The sequence below is a fragment of the Deinococcus sp. Leaf326 genome (genome assembly GCF_001424185.1).
Taxonomy (GTDB): Bacteria; Deinococcota; Deinococci; order Deinococcales; family Deinococcaceae; genus Deinococcus.
Window position 1 is genome coordinate 267,424 of the sequence record NZ_LMOM01000065.1, and the last position, 13,146, is coordinate 280,569.

The 13,146-nt window shown below is 69.3% G+C and carries 14 protein-coding genes; 5 read left to right on the top strand and 9 right to left on the bottom strand.

Features of this window, described 5'->3' with window-relative positions:
- Positions 1 to 37: 37 nt before the first annotated feature.
- The 9 genes from ASF71_RS18210 to argF form a co-directional block, all read right to left on the bottom strand.
- Positions 38 to 382 (bottom strand): V-type ATP synthase subunit F, encoded by a 345-nt coding sequence (locus ASF71_RS18210; RefSeq protein WP_056302659.1) that lies wholly within the window; start codon positions 380 to 382, stop codon positions 38 to 40.
- Positions 379 to 1,356, bottom strand: coding sequence for a V-type ATPase subunit (locus ASF71_RS18215; protein ID WP_056302661.1), 978 nt, complete (start codon positions 1,354 to 1,356; stop codon positions 379 to 381). Before ASF71_RS18215 ends, ASF71_RS18210 begins: the two co-directional genes overlap by 4 nt.
- A gap of 9 nt (positions 1,357 to 1,365) precedes the next feature.
- Entirely contained in the window at positions 1,366 to 1,923 is a 558-nt protein-coding gene (locus ASF71_RS18220) for a V-type ATP synthase subunit E (RefSeq protein ID WP_056302663.1), read from the bottom strand.
- 1 nt (position 1,924) lies between these two features.
- Positions 1,925 to 2,239 (bottom strand): ATP synthase subunit K, encoded by a 315-nt coding sequence (locus ASF71_RS18225; protein WP_014683695.1) that lies wholly within the window; start codon positions 2,237 to 2,239, stop codon positions 1,925 to 1,927.
- Between the two features lie 17 nt (positions 2,240 to 2,256).
- A complete protein-coding gene (locus tag ASF71_RS18230) occupies positions 2,257 to 4,320 on the bottom strand; it encodes a V-type ATP synthase subunit I (protein WP_056302665.1) in 2,064 nt (687 codons plus the stop codon).
- A complete protein-coding gene (locus tag ASF71_RS18235) occupies positions 4,317 to 4,613 on the bottom strand; it encodes a V-type ATPase subunit subunit G family protein (protein WP_369815020.1) in 297 nt (98 codons plus the stop codon). The genes ASF71_RS18230 and ASF71_RS18235 overlap by 4 nt, the downstream gene beginning before the upstream one ends.
- A 245-nt stretch (positions 4,614 to 4,858) precedes the next feature.
- Positions 4,859 to 5,776 (bottom strand): N-acetyl-gamma-glutamyl-phosphate reductase, encoded by a 918-nt coding sequence (gene argC, locus ASF71_RS18240; RefSeq protein ID WP_056302670.1) that lies wholly within the window; start codon positions 5,774 to 5,776, stop codon positions 4,859 to 4,861.
- A gap of 67 nt (positions 5,777 to 5,843) precedes the next feature.
- The gene (locus ASF71_RS18245) at positions 5,844 to 6,365 is read right to left on the bottom strand and encodes a GNAT family N-acetyltransferase (RefSeq protein WP_056302672.1); all 522 of its coding nucleotides are present in this window, start codon (positions 6,363 to 6,365) and stop codon (positions 5,844 to 5,846) included.
- Positions 6,365 to 7,288 (bottom strand): ornithine carbamoyltransferase, encoded by a 924-nt coding sequence (argF, locus tag ASF71_RS18250; protein WP_056302674.1) that lies wholly within the window; start codon positions 7,286 to 7,288, stop codon positions 6,365 to 6,367. Before argF ends, ASF71_RS18245 begins: the two co-directional genes overlap by 1 nt.
- A 267-nt stretch (positions 7,289 to 7,555) precedes the next feature.
- Here argF and ASF71_RS18255 point away from each other — a divergent pair, with 267 nt between their 5' ends.
- The 5 genes from ASF71_RS18255 to ASF71_RS18275 all read left to right on the top strand — a co-directional run bounded on the left by ASF71_RS18255 (position 7,556) and on the right by ASF71_RS18275 (position 13,039).
- Positions 7,556 to 8,440 (top strand): EamA family transporter, encoded by an 885-nt coding sequence (locus ASF71_RS18255; protein ID WP_056303036.1) that lies wholly within the window; start codon positions 7,556 to 7,558, stop codon positions 8,438 to 8,440.
- Positions 8,441 to 8,600: 160 nt separating this feature from the next.
- A complete protein-coding gene (locus ASF71_RS18260) occupies positions 8,601 to 9,398 on the top strand; it encodes an IS5 family transposase (protein WP_056302676.1) in 798 nt (265 codons plus the stop codon).
- Between the two features lie 132 nt (positions 9,399 to 9,530).
- Positions 9,531 to 10,529, top strand: a complete 999-nt coding sequence (locus ASF71_RS18265) for an MBL fold metallo-hydrolase (protein WP_056302678.1) — start codon at positions 9,531 to 9,533, stop codon at positions 10,527 to 10,529.
- A 4-nt stretch (positions 10,530 to 10,533) separates the two neighbouring features.
- The gene (locus tag ASF71_RS18270) at positions 10,534 to 11,316 is read left to right on the top strand and encodes a histidinol-phosphatase HisJ family protein (RefSeq protein WP_056302680.1); all 783 of its coding nucleotides are present in this window, start codon (positions 10,534 to 10,536) and stop codon (positions 11,314 to 11,316) included.
- Positions 11,309 to 13,039, top strand: coding sequence for a DNA polymerase/3'-5' exonuclease PolX (locus ASF71_RS18275; protein WP_255354760.1), 1,731 nt, complete (start codon positions 11,309 to 11,311; stop codon positions 13,037 to 13,039). The genes ASF71_RS18270 and ASF71_RS18275 overlap by 8 nt, the downstream gene beginning before the upstream one ends.
- Positions 13,040 to 13,146: the final 107 nt, after the last annotated feature.

The following is a 13,146-nucleotide window of genomic DNA, read 5'->3' on the forward strand; positions in this document are numbered from 1 at the left end:
AGTCTAAAGGCTCGCCGCCGCGGACTTCCCGACCACCTCACAGTTTGATGTCGAACCCGATGGTGTCGCGGACCAGCTTGCCCATATAGGCCTTGGCGTCCACCGTGTCGGTGGAAAAAGCGTCGCGCAGGCTGGGAATCGGCAGCAGGATCGGCAGATCGCGCCCGCGCATGACGCGGGCCGTCGCCGTGACCGGATCGGGAATCAGGCCGGTATCGACGGCGATCAGACCGTAGTTGCCGGTGTTGATCGCACGTTCGAGCGCCGCGACCGCCGTCTGGGGCGTCGCTTCGAGCACTTCGGCGCCCGCGAGACGGTAGCCGGTGGCCGTTTCGGCGTCGCTGAGGACAGCCACACGCTGGGCCGCAGTCTTGGCGGTCATGCCTGCACCTCCCGGCGCAGCGCTTCGGTGGGCAGGTTGTAGAACTTGCCGCGCCCGATGAGCCGCAGTTTGGCGATCTCGATTTCCTTGCGGCGAAGGAAGTCCAGAATGACGCCCACGCCCTCGGGGTCGCCCGCCGAGGCGTTGCGCGCGGCGTTGTCGAGAGCCACGCGCGCCGCCCCTTCGGCTTCTTCGAGGCCAGGGGCTTCGAGAATCGCGGCGATGTCGCCGGACCCGCCGGCGTCCCCACCGCTCAGGCGGCCGAAACCGCCCGCATTCAGGGTGCCGCCCGCGACGAAGAGATTGGGGTCCAGCGCCTGACCGCGCGCGCTGCGGGCCGTCAGGGCGTTGGTCACGTCAATCTCGCGCGAAAGGTAACGGCGCAGGCTGGTGTTGCGGGCCACGTTCAGCGCGTGGCGGTAGTAGCCCTGGTCCAGCGCGACTTCGAGGTCGAGCAGGCGGCTGCTGGCCGCGTAGGCACTGGCCCCCGCACGCATCGCTCCTGCCAGCGGGTGTCCGCTCACCGCGATGGCGGCGGCGGCGCTGGGCAGGTCGGTGCTCTGCGCGGCAGTCTGGAGGGCGGCGGGCTTGATGGTGCCGCCGGGCACCAGGTTCTGCAAGATGGCCTCGGCCCCGCGTCCGCTGACGACGCCGCGGGCGACGGTCTTGAGGTTGACGAGGTCCCAGCGCATCAGCAGGGCCTGGATTTCGCGCTTGGCGTCGCCATCGGCGAAGTTCAGCACGCGCTGACTGGCGGCAAAGAGGTTCTGCGACAGGGCACGGTCGAGTTCGGGCAGACCTGCGCCCTCGGCGGTCGTCTCGCGCATCTGAGGCGCGAGTTCCGTCTCGGCGAGAACACGCAGGAATTCCTGGTAGCTGCCCGCCGCGAGCGCCGCGTCAAGGGCACGCCCGTCGAGCAGCTTGGTGCGCATGACACGCACGCGCGTATTGATGTAGGCGTAGTCGTCGGGCATCGCTAATCCTTACTCGGCCAGCATCCGGCTGATCTGGGGGGCGAGGTCGGCCTTCACACGTTCCAGGCGGCCGCCGAGCGTGTTGCTGATTCCGCTCTTGCCGCCGCGCGCGACCACACGGGCGCCGCCGTGAATGGCGGGGTTGCCGCGCACTTCGAGGTCGGTCACGATCTGGCGGGTCAGGTCGACATCGGCCGGGTTGACCTCGACCGCTTCGGCGCCGGGAATCGCTTCACGGGCCTGTTCGATCAGGCGGGCCAGGATGTCGCGATACTCGGGCGCGGCCGTCACGCCGCCGAGGTAGCCCTGCACGAGTTCGTAGACCTCGGCGGTGCCGGCCTCGCCCGCGCTCAGGCGCGAGGCGTTGGCTTCCAGATCGGCAGCCGAGCGGGCACGCACCATTCCGGCCTGCCGCTGCGACTCCAGCGCGCGTTCCCGGCTCTCGACCAGGCTGCGGGCCTGTTCATGGGCCTGCGCCACGATCTGCTCGGCACGGTCACGGGCCTCGGCGCGGATACGCTCGATTTCCGACTGCGCTTCGTTTTCGAGGAGCTTGTCGAGCGCCATATCAGTTCAGGATGAACAGCGCGAGGAAGCCGAAGATGACGAGCGTTTCGGGAATCAGGAAGTACAGCAGCAGCGAGCCGGCCTTGCTGGGGTCCTCGGCGACGGCGCCGACGAGCGAGGAGCCGATGCGGGCCTGGGCAATACCCGTGCCCACAGCGCCGAGGCCCAGCGCGAGGCCGGCGCCGATGGCACGCAGACCGCGGTACATATCGTCGGGACCGCCGACGGTGTTGGCGGTAGCCGCTTCCTGGGCGAAGCCGACGGTGGCGAGGGCGAGGACGAAGGAGGCGAGGACGATCTTGGTGGCTTTGGTCATGGGAGGACTCCTGAAGATTATTTGACCTGCCCCGGCGCGGTGGCTGCGGGGCTGAGGCGGCGGAGGGGGGCGTAGCGGGGGCTGGTCTCTGTGTTGAACCCGGTGGGGTTCAGGAACTCGACCATGTGAAGACGCAGCGGCTGGACGATGTGCCCGATGAGGGTCAGCGCGAGCACGAAGAAGTGCAGCGCGGCGCCCAGCACGAGGCCGATGATGATGCCCAGGAAGCCGATGCGCTCATACATGCTCCAGCCCACGTCGCTGCACAGCTTGGCGAGGATGGCCGACACCAGACCGACAGCGAAGATACGGGCGTAGCTCATGACAGCCCCGCCCTGCGATAGCAGTTCGATGGGCAGCATGGGGAACTGCTTGGCGACACGGATATAGCCGATGATGAAGGCGATGAAGCCCGCATACATGACCAGTACGCGCGGGTCGGCGAAGTTGCCGAAGGCGCTGAAGTCCTTGCCGGCGCGGGTGGCGAAGGCCATCATGACGAGGGCCAGTACGCCGCCGAACAGGGCGATGCCTTCCCACGTGTGGGTGGCGTCCTTGTGCTTGATCCCCTGCTGGATGCGGATGCCCCAGCCCCACAGCACCTGGCCGATCCCGAAGAGCAGCGCGAACACGAGGGCCACGTTGCTGAAGTAGTCGGTTTCCAGACGGGGGAACACGGTCGGAATCAGGCCGCTGTGAACCTCACCGTGCGCCTCGGCGCGGATGCCGGTCCAGCCCCAGAGGTTGTTCACGATGTTGGGGTCGACGTAGAACAGGTGCAGGTGCTCGCCCAGCGTGCCGAACAGCTCGCCGGTCAGGACGCCCCACACGATGGACCAGGCGGCCATGACCATGGTCACGAAGCTCAGGTCCTTGAGGGTGGCGGGCGGCACGTACGCGCCGAAGAAGGACAGGTCCCAGCCCTCGTTGCGCCGGGCCTTGCCCGCCAGCCACAGGCCGAAGAGCAGGAACAGCAGACCGTAACCTACGTCCGCGATGATGATGCCGAAGAACAGCGGGAAGAACACCGCGATGACCCAGGTGGGATCGAAGGTGCCGTACTTGGGCAGGCTCATCAGACCCATGACGACCTGGAAGGGCCGCACGTAGCCGTTGTTCTTGAGTTCGACCGGAATGGTCTCGTCGTGGTGCTCGTCGACCGGGTGTAGCTCGTAGCTCACCGCGTCGCCGAAGCGGCCCAGCGCGCCCTGGAGGGCCGGCACCGCGTCGCCGGGCACGTAGCCCTGCATGGCGAGGCTGTACTTGCCACGGGCCGATACGGCGCGCACGTCGTGCACCGCCACGCGGTCCTTCAGGGCGTCGCGCACGGCATACAGCGCCGGGCCGTGTTCCTGTGCCAGCCGGTCACGGCGGGCATTGAGGTCACGCTGCCGGGCTTCGCCCTTCCCCGAGATGGCGTCCATCTCGGCGGCGGCCTCGCCCAGCGTGAGGCGGTCGAAGCGCCCCGGCAGGCGCAGCTCGCCCAGGCGCACGCGGCTCAGGGCCGCGCGGGCGGCGTCGCGCTCGCCGCGCAGCGTGACGATCACGCCGACGCGGTTGCTCCCCACGGCTTCGGTCGCCAGGGCATAGCGCTCGGGCAACGTCTCGCGCAGGGCGCCTTCCAGATCGGCGGGGTTGTCGGTCGCCTGCATCAGGAACGGCACCAGCCCCAGACGGCGGCTGCCGCTGAGGTTGCCGACCATCCGGGCCAGGGCACGTACGGCGTCGCCGTAGGCCGACACGGCGTCCTGATCGGCCTGCCACTCCTGACGCTCGCGCGCCAAGACGGAGACCGGCTGGGCGGCCTGCTCCACGACCCGTTCCCACTCGCCCTGGGCGGGCAGCGGGGCGGGGGCGGGGCGGTAGGTGCCGAGCTCGGCGATGGTGCTCTCGGCGCGGGCGAGCAGTCGCTCATCCTCGCGGCGGTGAGCGGCGTCCTGACCGGCGAGGCTGCCGGTGTTCAGGGGGCCACCCACGATGGGCTTGAGGTGCAGTACCCCGGCGTCTTGCAGGGCCGCGATCACCGCTTCGCTGTCACGCTTGCGAACGGCGATCACAACCTGCTGCATGGGGTTAATCACGGCAGCACCGCCCTCAGGATGTGCTCGGCGGCCTGCTGAACCCGGCCCGAAGCCTTCTGACGGGTGCTCAGGCTGTCGGCTTCCGCCTGGGCGCGGGCCTCGTCGCGGATGCGCGAGGTCTCGGCCGTCAGGGCCTGTTCGTGGGCGACCTGCATGGCCTGAACCTGCGCCTGGGCGCTCTGGAGAACGCGGGCCGCTTCCTGCTCGGCGGCGTCCACCGCGCGGCGAGCTTCCTCGCGGGCCGCCTCAATCTGCGCGTCCAGCGCCGCTTCACGGCTGGCAAGTTCACTCAAGACTCGACTCGAAACGTCCAAATCCCTCCTCCTTTCCCTTCGTAGCCCATGACACTCCACGCGAAGACCCCATCCGGGGATGAGGTACGTATGGGGCACAGTGAGCGTTCGGTGGCCCGACCAGTGTAATGGTTGCGTCAGACTCAGTGGGCATCGTAACACAGGCTTAATACCTGCTTCAGAGGGCAAGCGTCCCGGATTTCAGGTGGCCTTTATCTGACCGTGTCTTGCCCACCCCTCCGAGGCTACAGCCCGAGCATCAGCTCCAGGTTTTGTACCGCCGCGCCGCCCGCCCCTTTGCCCAGGTTGTCAAGGCGGGCCGCCAGCACGGCACGCTCGCTGTCGGCGGCCGGGTACACGAACAGTTCGAGGGTGTTCGTGCCGTTCAGGGTCTGCGGGTCGAGCACGGCCGGGTTGTCGGCCAGGTCGTACACCCGGACATGGCGCTGCCCGGCGTAATGCTCGGTGAGAGCGGCGTGCAGCGCCCCAGCCGTCACGTTCAGCTCACTCAGATGCAGCGGGATGGTCACGGTCATGCCCTGCGCCCAGGCCCCCACGTTGGGGGTAAAGACCGGGGTCCGGGTCAGGCCGCCGTAACGCATCGTCTCGGGGAGGTGCTTGTGGTCCAGGGCCAGGCCGTAGCCCAGAAAATCGCCGCGCATGGGGTGGTCGAGCTTCTGCTCGTGGGCGTCCACCAGCGCCCGGCCGCCGCCCGTGTACCCGCTGTGGCCCTGGATGGAAACAGGGAAGTCAGCCGGCAGCAGCCCGCGCGAGGTCAGGGGGGCCAGCAGGGCGATGGCGCCCGTGCTGTAGCACCCGGGGTTGGCGACGTGGCGCGCCGCGCGGATACGGCCGGGCTGTTCCGGGTTCAACTCGGGAAAGCCGAAGATCCACGCGGGATCGACCCGGTGGGCCGTGCTCGCGTCAAGGAGGCGGGCGGAGGGATTGGTCGTCAGGGCGACCGCCTCCCGCGCCGCGTCGTCGTGCAGGCACAGGATGGATACGTCGGCAGCATTGAGCAGCTCAGCGCGGGCCTCCGGGTCCTTGCGCCGGGCGGGGTCGATACTCAGGACCTCGAGGTCGCTGCGGCCCTGAAGCCGCTGGCGGATCTGCAAGCCGGTGGTGCCGGCCTCGCCGTCGATGAACACTTTGGGTGGGGTCATTGCCTGTCCTCCTTGCCGGACCGCTGGGGGCCGGAAATACCGCTGAGCTGCATGCCACCGCCGGTGGTCACGGCGTCCATTCTGAGCGCAGCAGGGCGTAACGAGCGTCGTCGGTCCACTCCTGGCGGTGCCAGTAGCTCTGAAGCGAGGTGCCCTCGTGCCGGAACTCCAGACGGGTCAGCACCCGGGCCACCGCCACGTTGCGTGGATCGATGCTGGCATGCAGGCGGTGCAGGCCCAGGTCAGCAAAAGCGTGAGCCATCAGCGCCCGCAGCGCCTCGGCGGCGTAGCCCTGGCCCTGTGCCCAGGCCGCCAGGGTTACGCCCAATTCGGCCTGTTGCCGCTGGGGGTCGGTATTCAGGGCCACGTCACCCAGCAGCCCCGCACCGGCCCACACCCCGCGCTGCACCCAGCCGGGCGTACCCAGCGGCGCGTCCGACACCAGCCCGGCCACGCTCTCCAGTGTCGCAGGCAGCGCCCAGCCCTGGTAGCGGGCCACCTCGGGGTCGTTGCGGTAGGCCAGCACGGCAGGCAGGTCGGCAGGTGTCAGGGGACGCAGGCTCAGGCGGGGGGTGGTGAGTATGGTCATTACCAGCGCGGCTTCATGGCGCCCATCAGGTGGTACAGCAGGGCCTTCTGGGCATGCAGCCGGTTCTCGGCCTGATCGAAGACGCGGCTCTTGGGGTGCTCGGTCGCCTCGGGCACCGTTTCCTCGCCGTAGTGGGCGGGCAGGCAGTGCAGGAAGATGCCGTCCCCGGCGATGGTGTCCAGCATGCCCGGCGTGACCTGATAGCCCCGGAACGCCCGGCGGCGGATGTCGGCCTCGGCCTCCTGCCCCATGCTGATCCACACGTCGGTGTACAGCACGTCGGCGGCCTCCACGGCGGCGAGGTCGTTGGTCAGGGTGATGTTTACGCCCGCCTTCACGGCGTCCATCAGTACGCCCGCGTTGGGTTCGTAGCCCACCGGGGTCACGACCGTCACGTCGGTGCCGGTCAGGATGCCCATATGGATGTGACTGTTGGCAAGGTTGTTGCCGTCGCCGATGTACACCACGCGCTTGCCGCGCAGGTCCTGCCCGAACTCCTGCTCGATGGTCTGGTAGTCGGCCAGGAGCTGCGCCGGGTGCAGCATATCCGAGAGGCCGTTGACGACCGGCACCGAGGCGTGCTCGGCCAGCTCGACCAGGGTCTGCTGGAGGTACACGCGGCCCATGACGCCGTCCACCCAGCGCTCCAGGTTGCGCGCCACGTCCGACACGCGCTCGCGGGTGCCCAGGCCGATCTCCTGGTTGGACAGCGTGATGGCGTGCCCACCGAGCTGGTACATACCCACGTCGAAGGTGGTGCGGGTGCGCAGGCTGGCCTTCTCGAACACGAGGGCGAGAGACAGCCCTGACAGGGGCTTGACCCCGCGCCACTCGCCCCGGCGCATACTGTGGGCCGTGTCCAGCACGGCGCGCAGCTCTGCAGCCGTCATGTCGAGGTTGCTCAGGAAGTCGCGCCCCGCCATCACGGGTGCAGGCAGCGTCTCCGGGGTCAGCAGGACCGGTCCGCTGGATTTAGTTGCAGCGTTTCTGCGGAGCCCTTCAGACTGTTTAGGCGTCTGGATGGCCGATGCGGGCTTCTTGGCAGGGCGGGCAGCCTTCGTCATAGAGAGAAATCATACAACCTGAGCGCATAAAAGTGCATAGGGCTTTCTGGCGGCAGCGCGCTATGCTCGCCGGCGATGCGCGCCGCCCCCGCCGACCTGCCCGTACCCGCCCTCGGAGAGGCCCCCATGACCGTGCGCGCGCTGGGCCTCGCGCTGCTCATCACCTTTATCTGGGGCGTGAATTTCGTGGTGATCAAGTGGGCGGTGGCGGGAGCGCCTCCCCTGCTCATCGCTGCGCTGCGGTTTGCGGCCGCGGCCCTGCCGGCCGTGTTCTTCGTGCCGCGTCCGCGCGTGCCCGCCCGGATTCTGTGGGGCTACGGGGTGTCGGCGGGGGTGGTGCAGTTCGGGCTACTGTACCTCGCCCTGGGGCTGGGCCTCAGCGCGGGGCTGGGCAGCCTCCTCATGCAGACGCAGGCCTTTTTCACGGCGATGCTCGCAGCCCGGTTTCTGGGCGAGCGGATCGCGCCCTGGCAGGCGGCGGGCATGGCCCTAGCCTTCGGGGGCATGGGACTGATCGGGCTGGAGTCGGGCGGCGACCTGCCGCTGGCCGGACTGCTCCTCACGCTGGCGGCGGCCCTCGGCTGGGCCGTGAGCAACCTGCTCGTGCGGGCGTCGGGCAGCGCCAATGTCTTCTCGCTGGTGATCTGGAGCGCCCTGGTTCCGCCCCTCCCCCTGACCCTGCTCGCGGGAGTGACGAGTGGCTGGGACGCGGTCCTTCAGACCCTCACGCACGGCGGCGCGGCGCTGTGGGGGGCCGTGCTGTTCATGGGACTGGGCAACACGGTGCTCGGCTTCGGGCTGTGGGCGGGCCTCATCCAGCGGCACGGGGCCTCGCGTGTGGCGCCTCTGTCGCTACTCGTGCCGGTCTTCGGCATGGCGGCGAGCGCCCTGGCCTTTCACGAGGTCTTTCCGGCAGGCAAACTGCTCGGCGCCGGGCTGGTCTTCGGCGGACTGCTACTACACGTCTTTGGGCGGCGGGTGTGGCGGAGACAGGCCGCCGCGCGGGCCTAGAGGCCGCCAAGAACTGATTTGAAGTGTTGGCGCTGGAGTTGGGACAGAGCAGAATGCGTGGATGATCCGGCAGGGCTACCCCAGCGACGTGGACGCTAGAGGCCGCCAAGAACTGATTTGAAGTGTTGGCGCTGGAGTTGGGACAGAGCAGAATGCGTGGATGATCCGGCAGGGCTACCCCAGCGACGTGGACGACRATACGTACTTTTTCCTCCTCCCGTATCTTCTGCTCCGTCCTCAGGAGGYACGGCAGCGGAACTACCCCATCCGGGACGTCCTCAACGCCTTGTTCTGGATCGCCCGCACTGGCGCGCAGTGGGCCTATCTTCCCAACGATGTTCCRCCAGCGGAGACGGTGCGCCAACAGGCGCACCGCTGGTTCGAGGCCGGGTGCTTCGAGACGGCCGCACATGATCTCCGGATCCTCTCCCGAGTCGAGCGGTCCAGGAACGGCGAGCCCACCGCAATCATCATCGACAGTCGCACGCTCCAAAGCACGCCGGAAAGTGGACACCGCGCCGGGTTCGATGGGGCYAAAAAACGCAAGGGCACCAAGGTGCACCTGGCGGTCGATCCCCTGGGCCACTTGCTYGCCGTGCTGACGACCCCTGCCAATGARCAAGACAGAGCAYAGGTCAAAGACCTGTGCCTGGAGGTGCAAGAAGCGACGGGCGTCAACGTGGAAGTGGCCTTTGCCGATCAGGGCTATAGGGGAGAACAGASCGCTGTCCAAGCTGCTGAAGCAGGGGTGGARCTGATCGTCGTGAAACGGCCGGAGGCATCGAAGGGCTTCATTCTGCTGCCACGCCGCTGGGTGGTTGAGCGTTCGTTCGCTTGGCTCTCCCGATTCAGACGCCTCGGACGAGACCTCGAACGGCTGCCGTCAACGCTGGTCGGGTTTCATTTTCTGGCTGCCTGTGTTCTGCTCTGTCACAATCTCAAGCCCCTTTTTGCATAAGGTTCTTGGCAGCCTCTAGCGTCTCCATTCCAAGGAGGGCACGCCTGACGGTTGGGCGGAGCAGATAGATTTAAAGGAAAGACAGGTCAGACGGCCGATGCGCGCCGCGCCCCCGTCCCCTACCCTGGGGCCATGTTGAACGTGCAGGTGCTGGGGCGGCCCGGCCGGGACAATGCGCTGCTGGTCACGGCCGACAGCGGCCAGGGGCAGACGCGGTTGCTGCTCGACTGCGGCGGCCACACGTTGGATACAATGCCCATGACCGAGATCATGGGCATTGACCACCTGCTGTTCTCGCACCTGCACATGGACCACGTGGCGGGCTTCGACGACTTCTTCCGGGTCAACTTCGAGCGTGCCGGGCGGGGGAACCACATCTGGGGACCGCCGGGCACGGCGCGCATCGTCGCCCACCGCTTCCGGGGTTACTGGTGGAACCACGCGCCCGGGATGCTCGGCTCCTGGCTGGTCCACGAGGTCTGGCCCGACCGAGTGCAGAGCTGGCGGTTCGAGGCGCACGAGGCCTTCGAGGTCGCCCATCCCGCCGGAGACCAGCCGCGCGGCGCCGCCCTCCTGACGACCCCGCAGGTCAGGGTGGAGGCGCTCGCACTGCGCCACCAGGGCACCAGCCTGGGCTACGTGCTGCGCGAGCCCGAGCGGGTGACGGTCGACCCGGCGGTCCTGGCCGCGCTGGGCCTGCGCGGCGGGCCGTGGCTGGCGCAGCTCAAGGCGGGGGCGACGGGCACGCTCGACGTGAACGGCACGCCGCGTGACGCCGCCGGGCTGCGCGAGCGGCTGCTGCGCACCGAGGCGGGCCAGAGCGCGGCCTACCTCACCGACTTCCTGCTTGACGAGGCCGAACACGACCGGCTCGCGGCGCGGCTGGCCGGAATAGAGACGCTGTACGTCGAGGCCCAGTACGCCCCAGCCGACGCCGAGCTGGCGGCCCGCAACCACCACACCACCTCGGAGCAGGGCGCGCGGCTGGCGCGGGCGGCCGGGGCGCGTGAACTGGTGCTGCTGCACGTCTCGCGGCGCTACCGGCCCGCCGAGTGGGCGGGGATGCTGGAGGCGGCGCAGGCCATCTTCCCGGCAGCCCGCTTTGCTCCCGGCTGGGAGCCGCTACGCTAAAGGCATGACCGCCCTGTTCGATTCGCACCTGCACACCCCGCTGTGCGGCCACGCGACCGGCGCGCCGCGCGAGTACGCCCAGGCAGCGCTGGACGCGGGCCTCTCGGGCCTGTGCTTCACTGACCACATCCCCATGCCCGCGTGGTACGACGCGCCCTGGCGGATGCGCCGCGACCAGCTCAGCGAGTACGTCGCGGCGGTGCAGGAGGTGCAGGCCGAATTCGCCGGGCGCCTCGACGTGCGTCTGGGCCTGGAGGCCGACTTTCATCCCGGCACCGAGCGGTATGTGGAGGAGGTGCTCGCGGCCCATTCCTGGGACTACGTGATCGGCAGCATTCACTACCTGGGCGCGTGGGGCTTCGACAACCCGGCATTCGTGGACGAGTACGACCGGCGCGACCGGCGCGGGCTGTATCAGGCGTACTACGCGCTCGTCGAGGGAGCGGCGCGCTCGGGGCTGTTCGACTCTGTTGGGCACCTCGACCTGCCCAAGAAGTTCGGGCACCTCGATCCCGACCCGGTGTACGCCCTGCACGCGCTGGACGTGGTTGCCGAGTGCGGCCTCGCCCTGGACTTCAACACGGCGGGCTGGCGCAAGCCCGTCGCCGAGGCCTACCCCTCACCCGAGTTGACGCGCGCCGCCGCCGAGCGCGGCATTCCCTTCGTGCTGGGCAGCGACGCGCACAGGCCGCAGGAGGTCGGCGACCACTTCACGGCGGCCCTCAAGGCACTGCGCGACGTGGGCGCGCGCACCGTCACCTACGCCGGGCGGGTGCGCCGTGGCTGAGTCCACTGGAGCAGCCCAGGGCCTGACCCGCAAGCACCTCGTCTCGGCCATGAAGACCACCGCCGACCTGCTTGACCTGCTGGGCGAGGAACCTTTCCGCGCGCAGGCCTACCGCTCGGCGGCGCGCAGTCTGGAGGGCACCGAGGCCGAAATCGGGGAGCTGCTGGCCGGCGGCTTTGGGGGCATCCCCAAGGTGGGGCGCGGCATCGCCGCCGAGCTGAGCGCCTATGCCCAGGAAGGCGTGTTCGGGCCGCTGGAGGACGCCGTCTCGCTGGTGCCTCCCGGCGTTCTGAGCCTGTTCCGGGTGCGCGGGCTGGGGCCCAAGAAGATCCGGGCGCTGTGGAACGCGGGGATCGGCTCGCTGGAGGAACTGCGTGAGGCCTGCCGCAGCGGCGGGGTCGCGGCCCTGGGGGGGTTCGGGGCCAAGAGTGCGGCGACGATTCTGGAGGCGGTCGAGTTCGCGCTCGCCTCGCAGGAACACCAGCACCTCTCGACCGGTCTGGACGTGTCGCTGGGCCTGCTGGACCTCCTGGCGGGCCTGGAGCCGCGCGTGGCCGGCGACGCCCGGCGGGGTCTGGAGACCGTGCGCGCCGCCCGCGTGACCGTGACCGGCAGCCCGGAGGAGGTCACGGCGCGCCTGGGGGGCCGGGTCGAGGGCCTCGCGCCGGTGGAGGGCAAACCGGTGCTCGCGGGCCGGGTCAACGGCGTGCCGGTCGAGATCGCGTATGCCCCCGCCCCGGCGCGCGGCGCCCTGGACCTGATGATGGGCGGGGCCGCCGGTTACCGGGACGAGCTGCGTGACCACGCCCGGAGCCGGGGTCTGTCGCTCAGCGGGCGGGGGCTGCGGCGCGGCGACACGCCCCTCCCCACCCCCACGGAGGCCGACGTCTGGCGCGAACTGGGGCTGCCCGCGCGCCCCGCCGAGTACCGCGAGCCGGAACACGACGCCGTGTGGACCAGCCTTCCCGACCCGGCCGAACTCGTGACGGTGCGCGACCTGCGCGGCCTGCTGCACACCCACACCCGCTGGTCGGACGGCGCGGCGACCATCGCCGAGATGGCCGAGGAAACCGTGCGCCTGGGCCACGAGTACCTGGGCACGGGCGACCACTCGCGGGCGGCCGCCTACGCGAACGGCCTGAGCATCGAGCGCCTGCTGGAGCAACTGCGCGAGGTCCGCGAACTTCAGGCGGCGGGCGTGCCCCTGGTCGCCGGGGCCGAGGTGGACATCCTGGACGACGGCTCACTCGACTATCCCGACGAGGTGCTCTCTCAGCTCGATTACGTAGTGGCCAGCGTCCACAGTCACTTCACCCTTTCTCCCGAGCGCCAGACCGAGCGCCTCGTGCGCGCCGCGTCGCACCCGCTGGTGACCATCCTGGGACACCCCACGGGCCGGCTGCTGCTGCGCCGCCCGAGCTATGCCTTTGACCTCGGCGCCGTGCTGGCTGCCTGCGAGGCGCGCGGCACGGTGGTCGAGATCAACGCCAACGCCTACCGGCTTGACCTCGACTGGCGCGTGGCCCTGGCGTGGCGTGAGCGCCTGACCTTCGCCGTCAACACCGACGCTCACGTGCCCTCGGGGCTCGCGGACGCCCGCTTCGGGGTGGCGGTGGCGCGCAAGGCCGGCCTCACCCCAGCGGGGGTAGTCAACACCCTGTCCAGGGACGCCTTTCTGGCGTTCGTGGCGCGCCAGCGGGCCGCCAGGATGGGCACGGCATGAAGATGACTTGAAGTCCGGTCACCGCAAGCCGCCTGTAAGATTTTCCACTTTAGAGTGCATCCGGCTGCTGCTCCTCAATTGTGGGCAGCGGACTTCTCCTCCCGGCC

What these genes read in the sequence shown, in the direction of transcription:
- ASF71_RS18210 (WP_056302659.1), bottom strand. Translation starts at nt 382, where the DNA reads ATGACCGCCAAGACTGCGGCCCAGCGTGTGGCTGTCCTCAGCGACGCC.
- ASF71_RS18215 (WP_056302661.1), bottom strand. Translation starts at nt 1,356, where the DNA reads ATGCCCGACGACTACGCCTACATCAATACGCGCGTGCGTGTCATGCGC.
- ASF71_RS18220 (WP_056302663.1), bottom strand. Translation starts at nt 1,923, where the DNA reads ATGGCGCTCGACAAGCTCCTCGAAAACGAAGCGCAGTCGGAAATCGAG.
- ASF71_RS18225 (WP_014683695.1), bottom strand. Translation starts at nt 2,239, where the DNA reads ATGACCAAAGCCACCAAGATCGTCCTCGCCTCCTTCGTCCTCGCCCTC.
- argC (WP_056302670.1), bottom strand. Translation starts at nt 5,776, where the DNA reads ATGACCCCACCCAAAGTGTTCATCGACGGCGAGGCCGGCACCACCGGC.
- ASF71_RS18245 (WP_056302672.1), bottom strand. Translation starts at nt 6,365, where the DNA reads ATGACCATACTCACCACCCCCCGCCTGAGCCTGCGTCCCCTGACACCT.
- argF (WP_056302674.1), bottom strand. Translation starts at nt 7,288, where the DNA reads ATGGCGGGGCGCGACTTCCTGAGCAACCTCGACATGACGGCTGCAGAG.
- ASF71_RS18255 (WP_056303036.1), top strand. Translation starts at nt 7,556, where the DNA reads ATGACCGTGCGCGCGCTGGGCCTCGCGCTGCTCATCACCTTTATCTGG.
- ASF71_RS18265 (WP_056302678.1), top strand. Translation starts at nt 9,531, where the DNA reads ATGTTGAACGTGCAGGTGCTGGGGCGGCCCGGCCGGGACAATGCGCTG.
- ASF71_RS18270 (WP_056302680.1), top strand. Translation starts at nt 10,534, where the DNA reads ATGACCGCCCTGTTCGATTCGCACCTGCACACCCCGCTGTGCGGCCAC.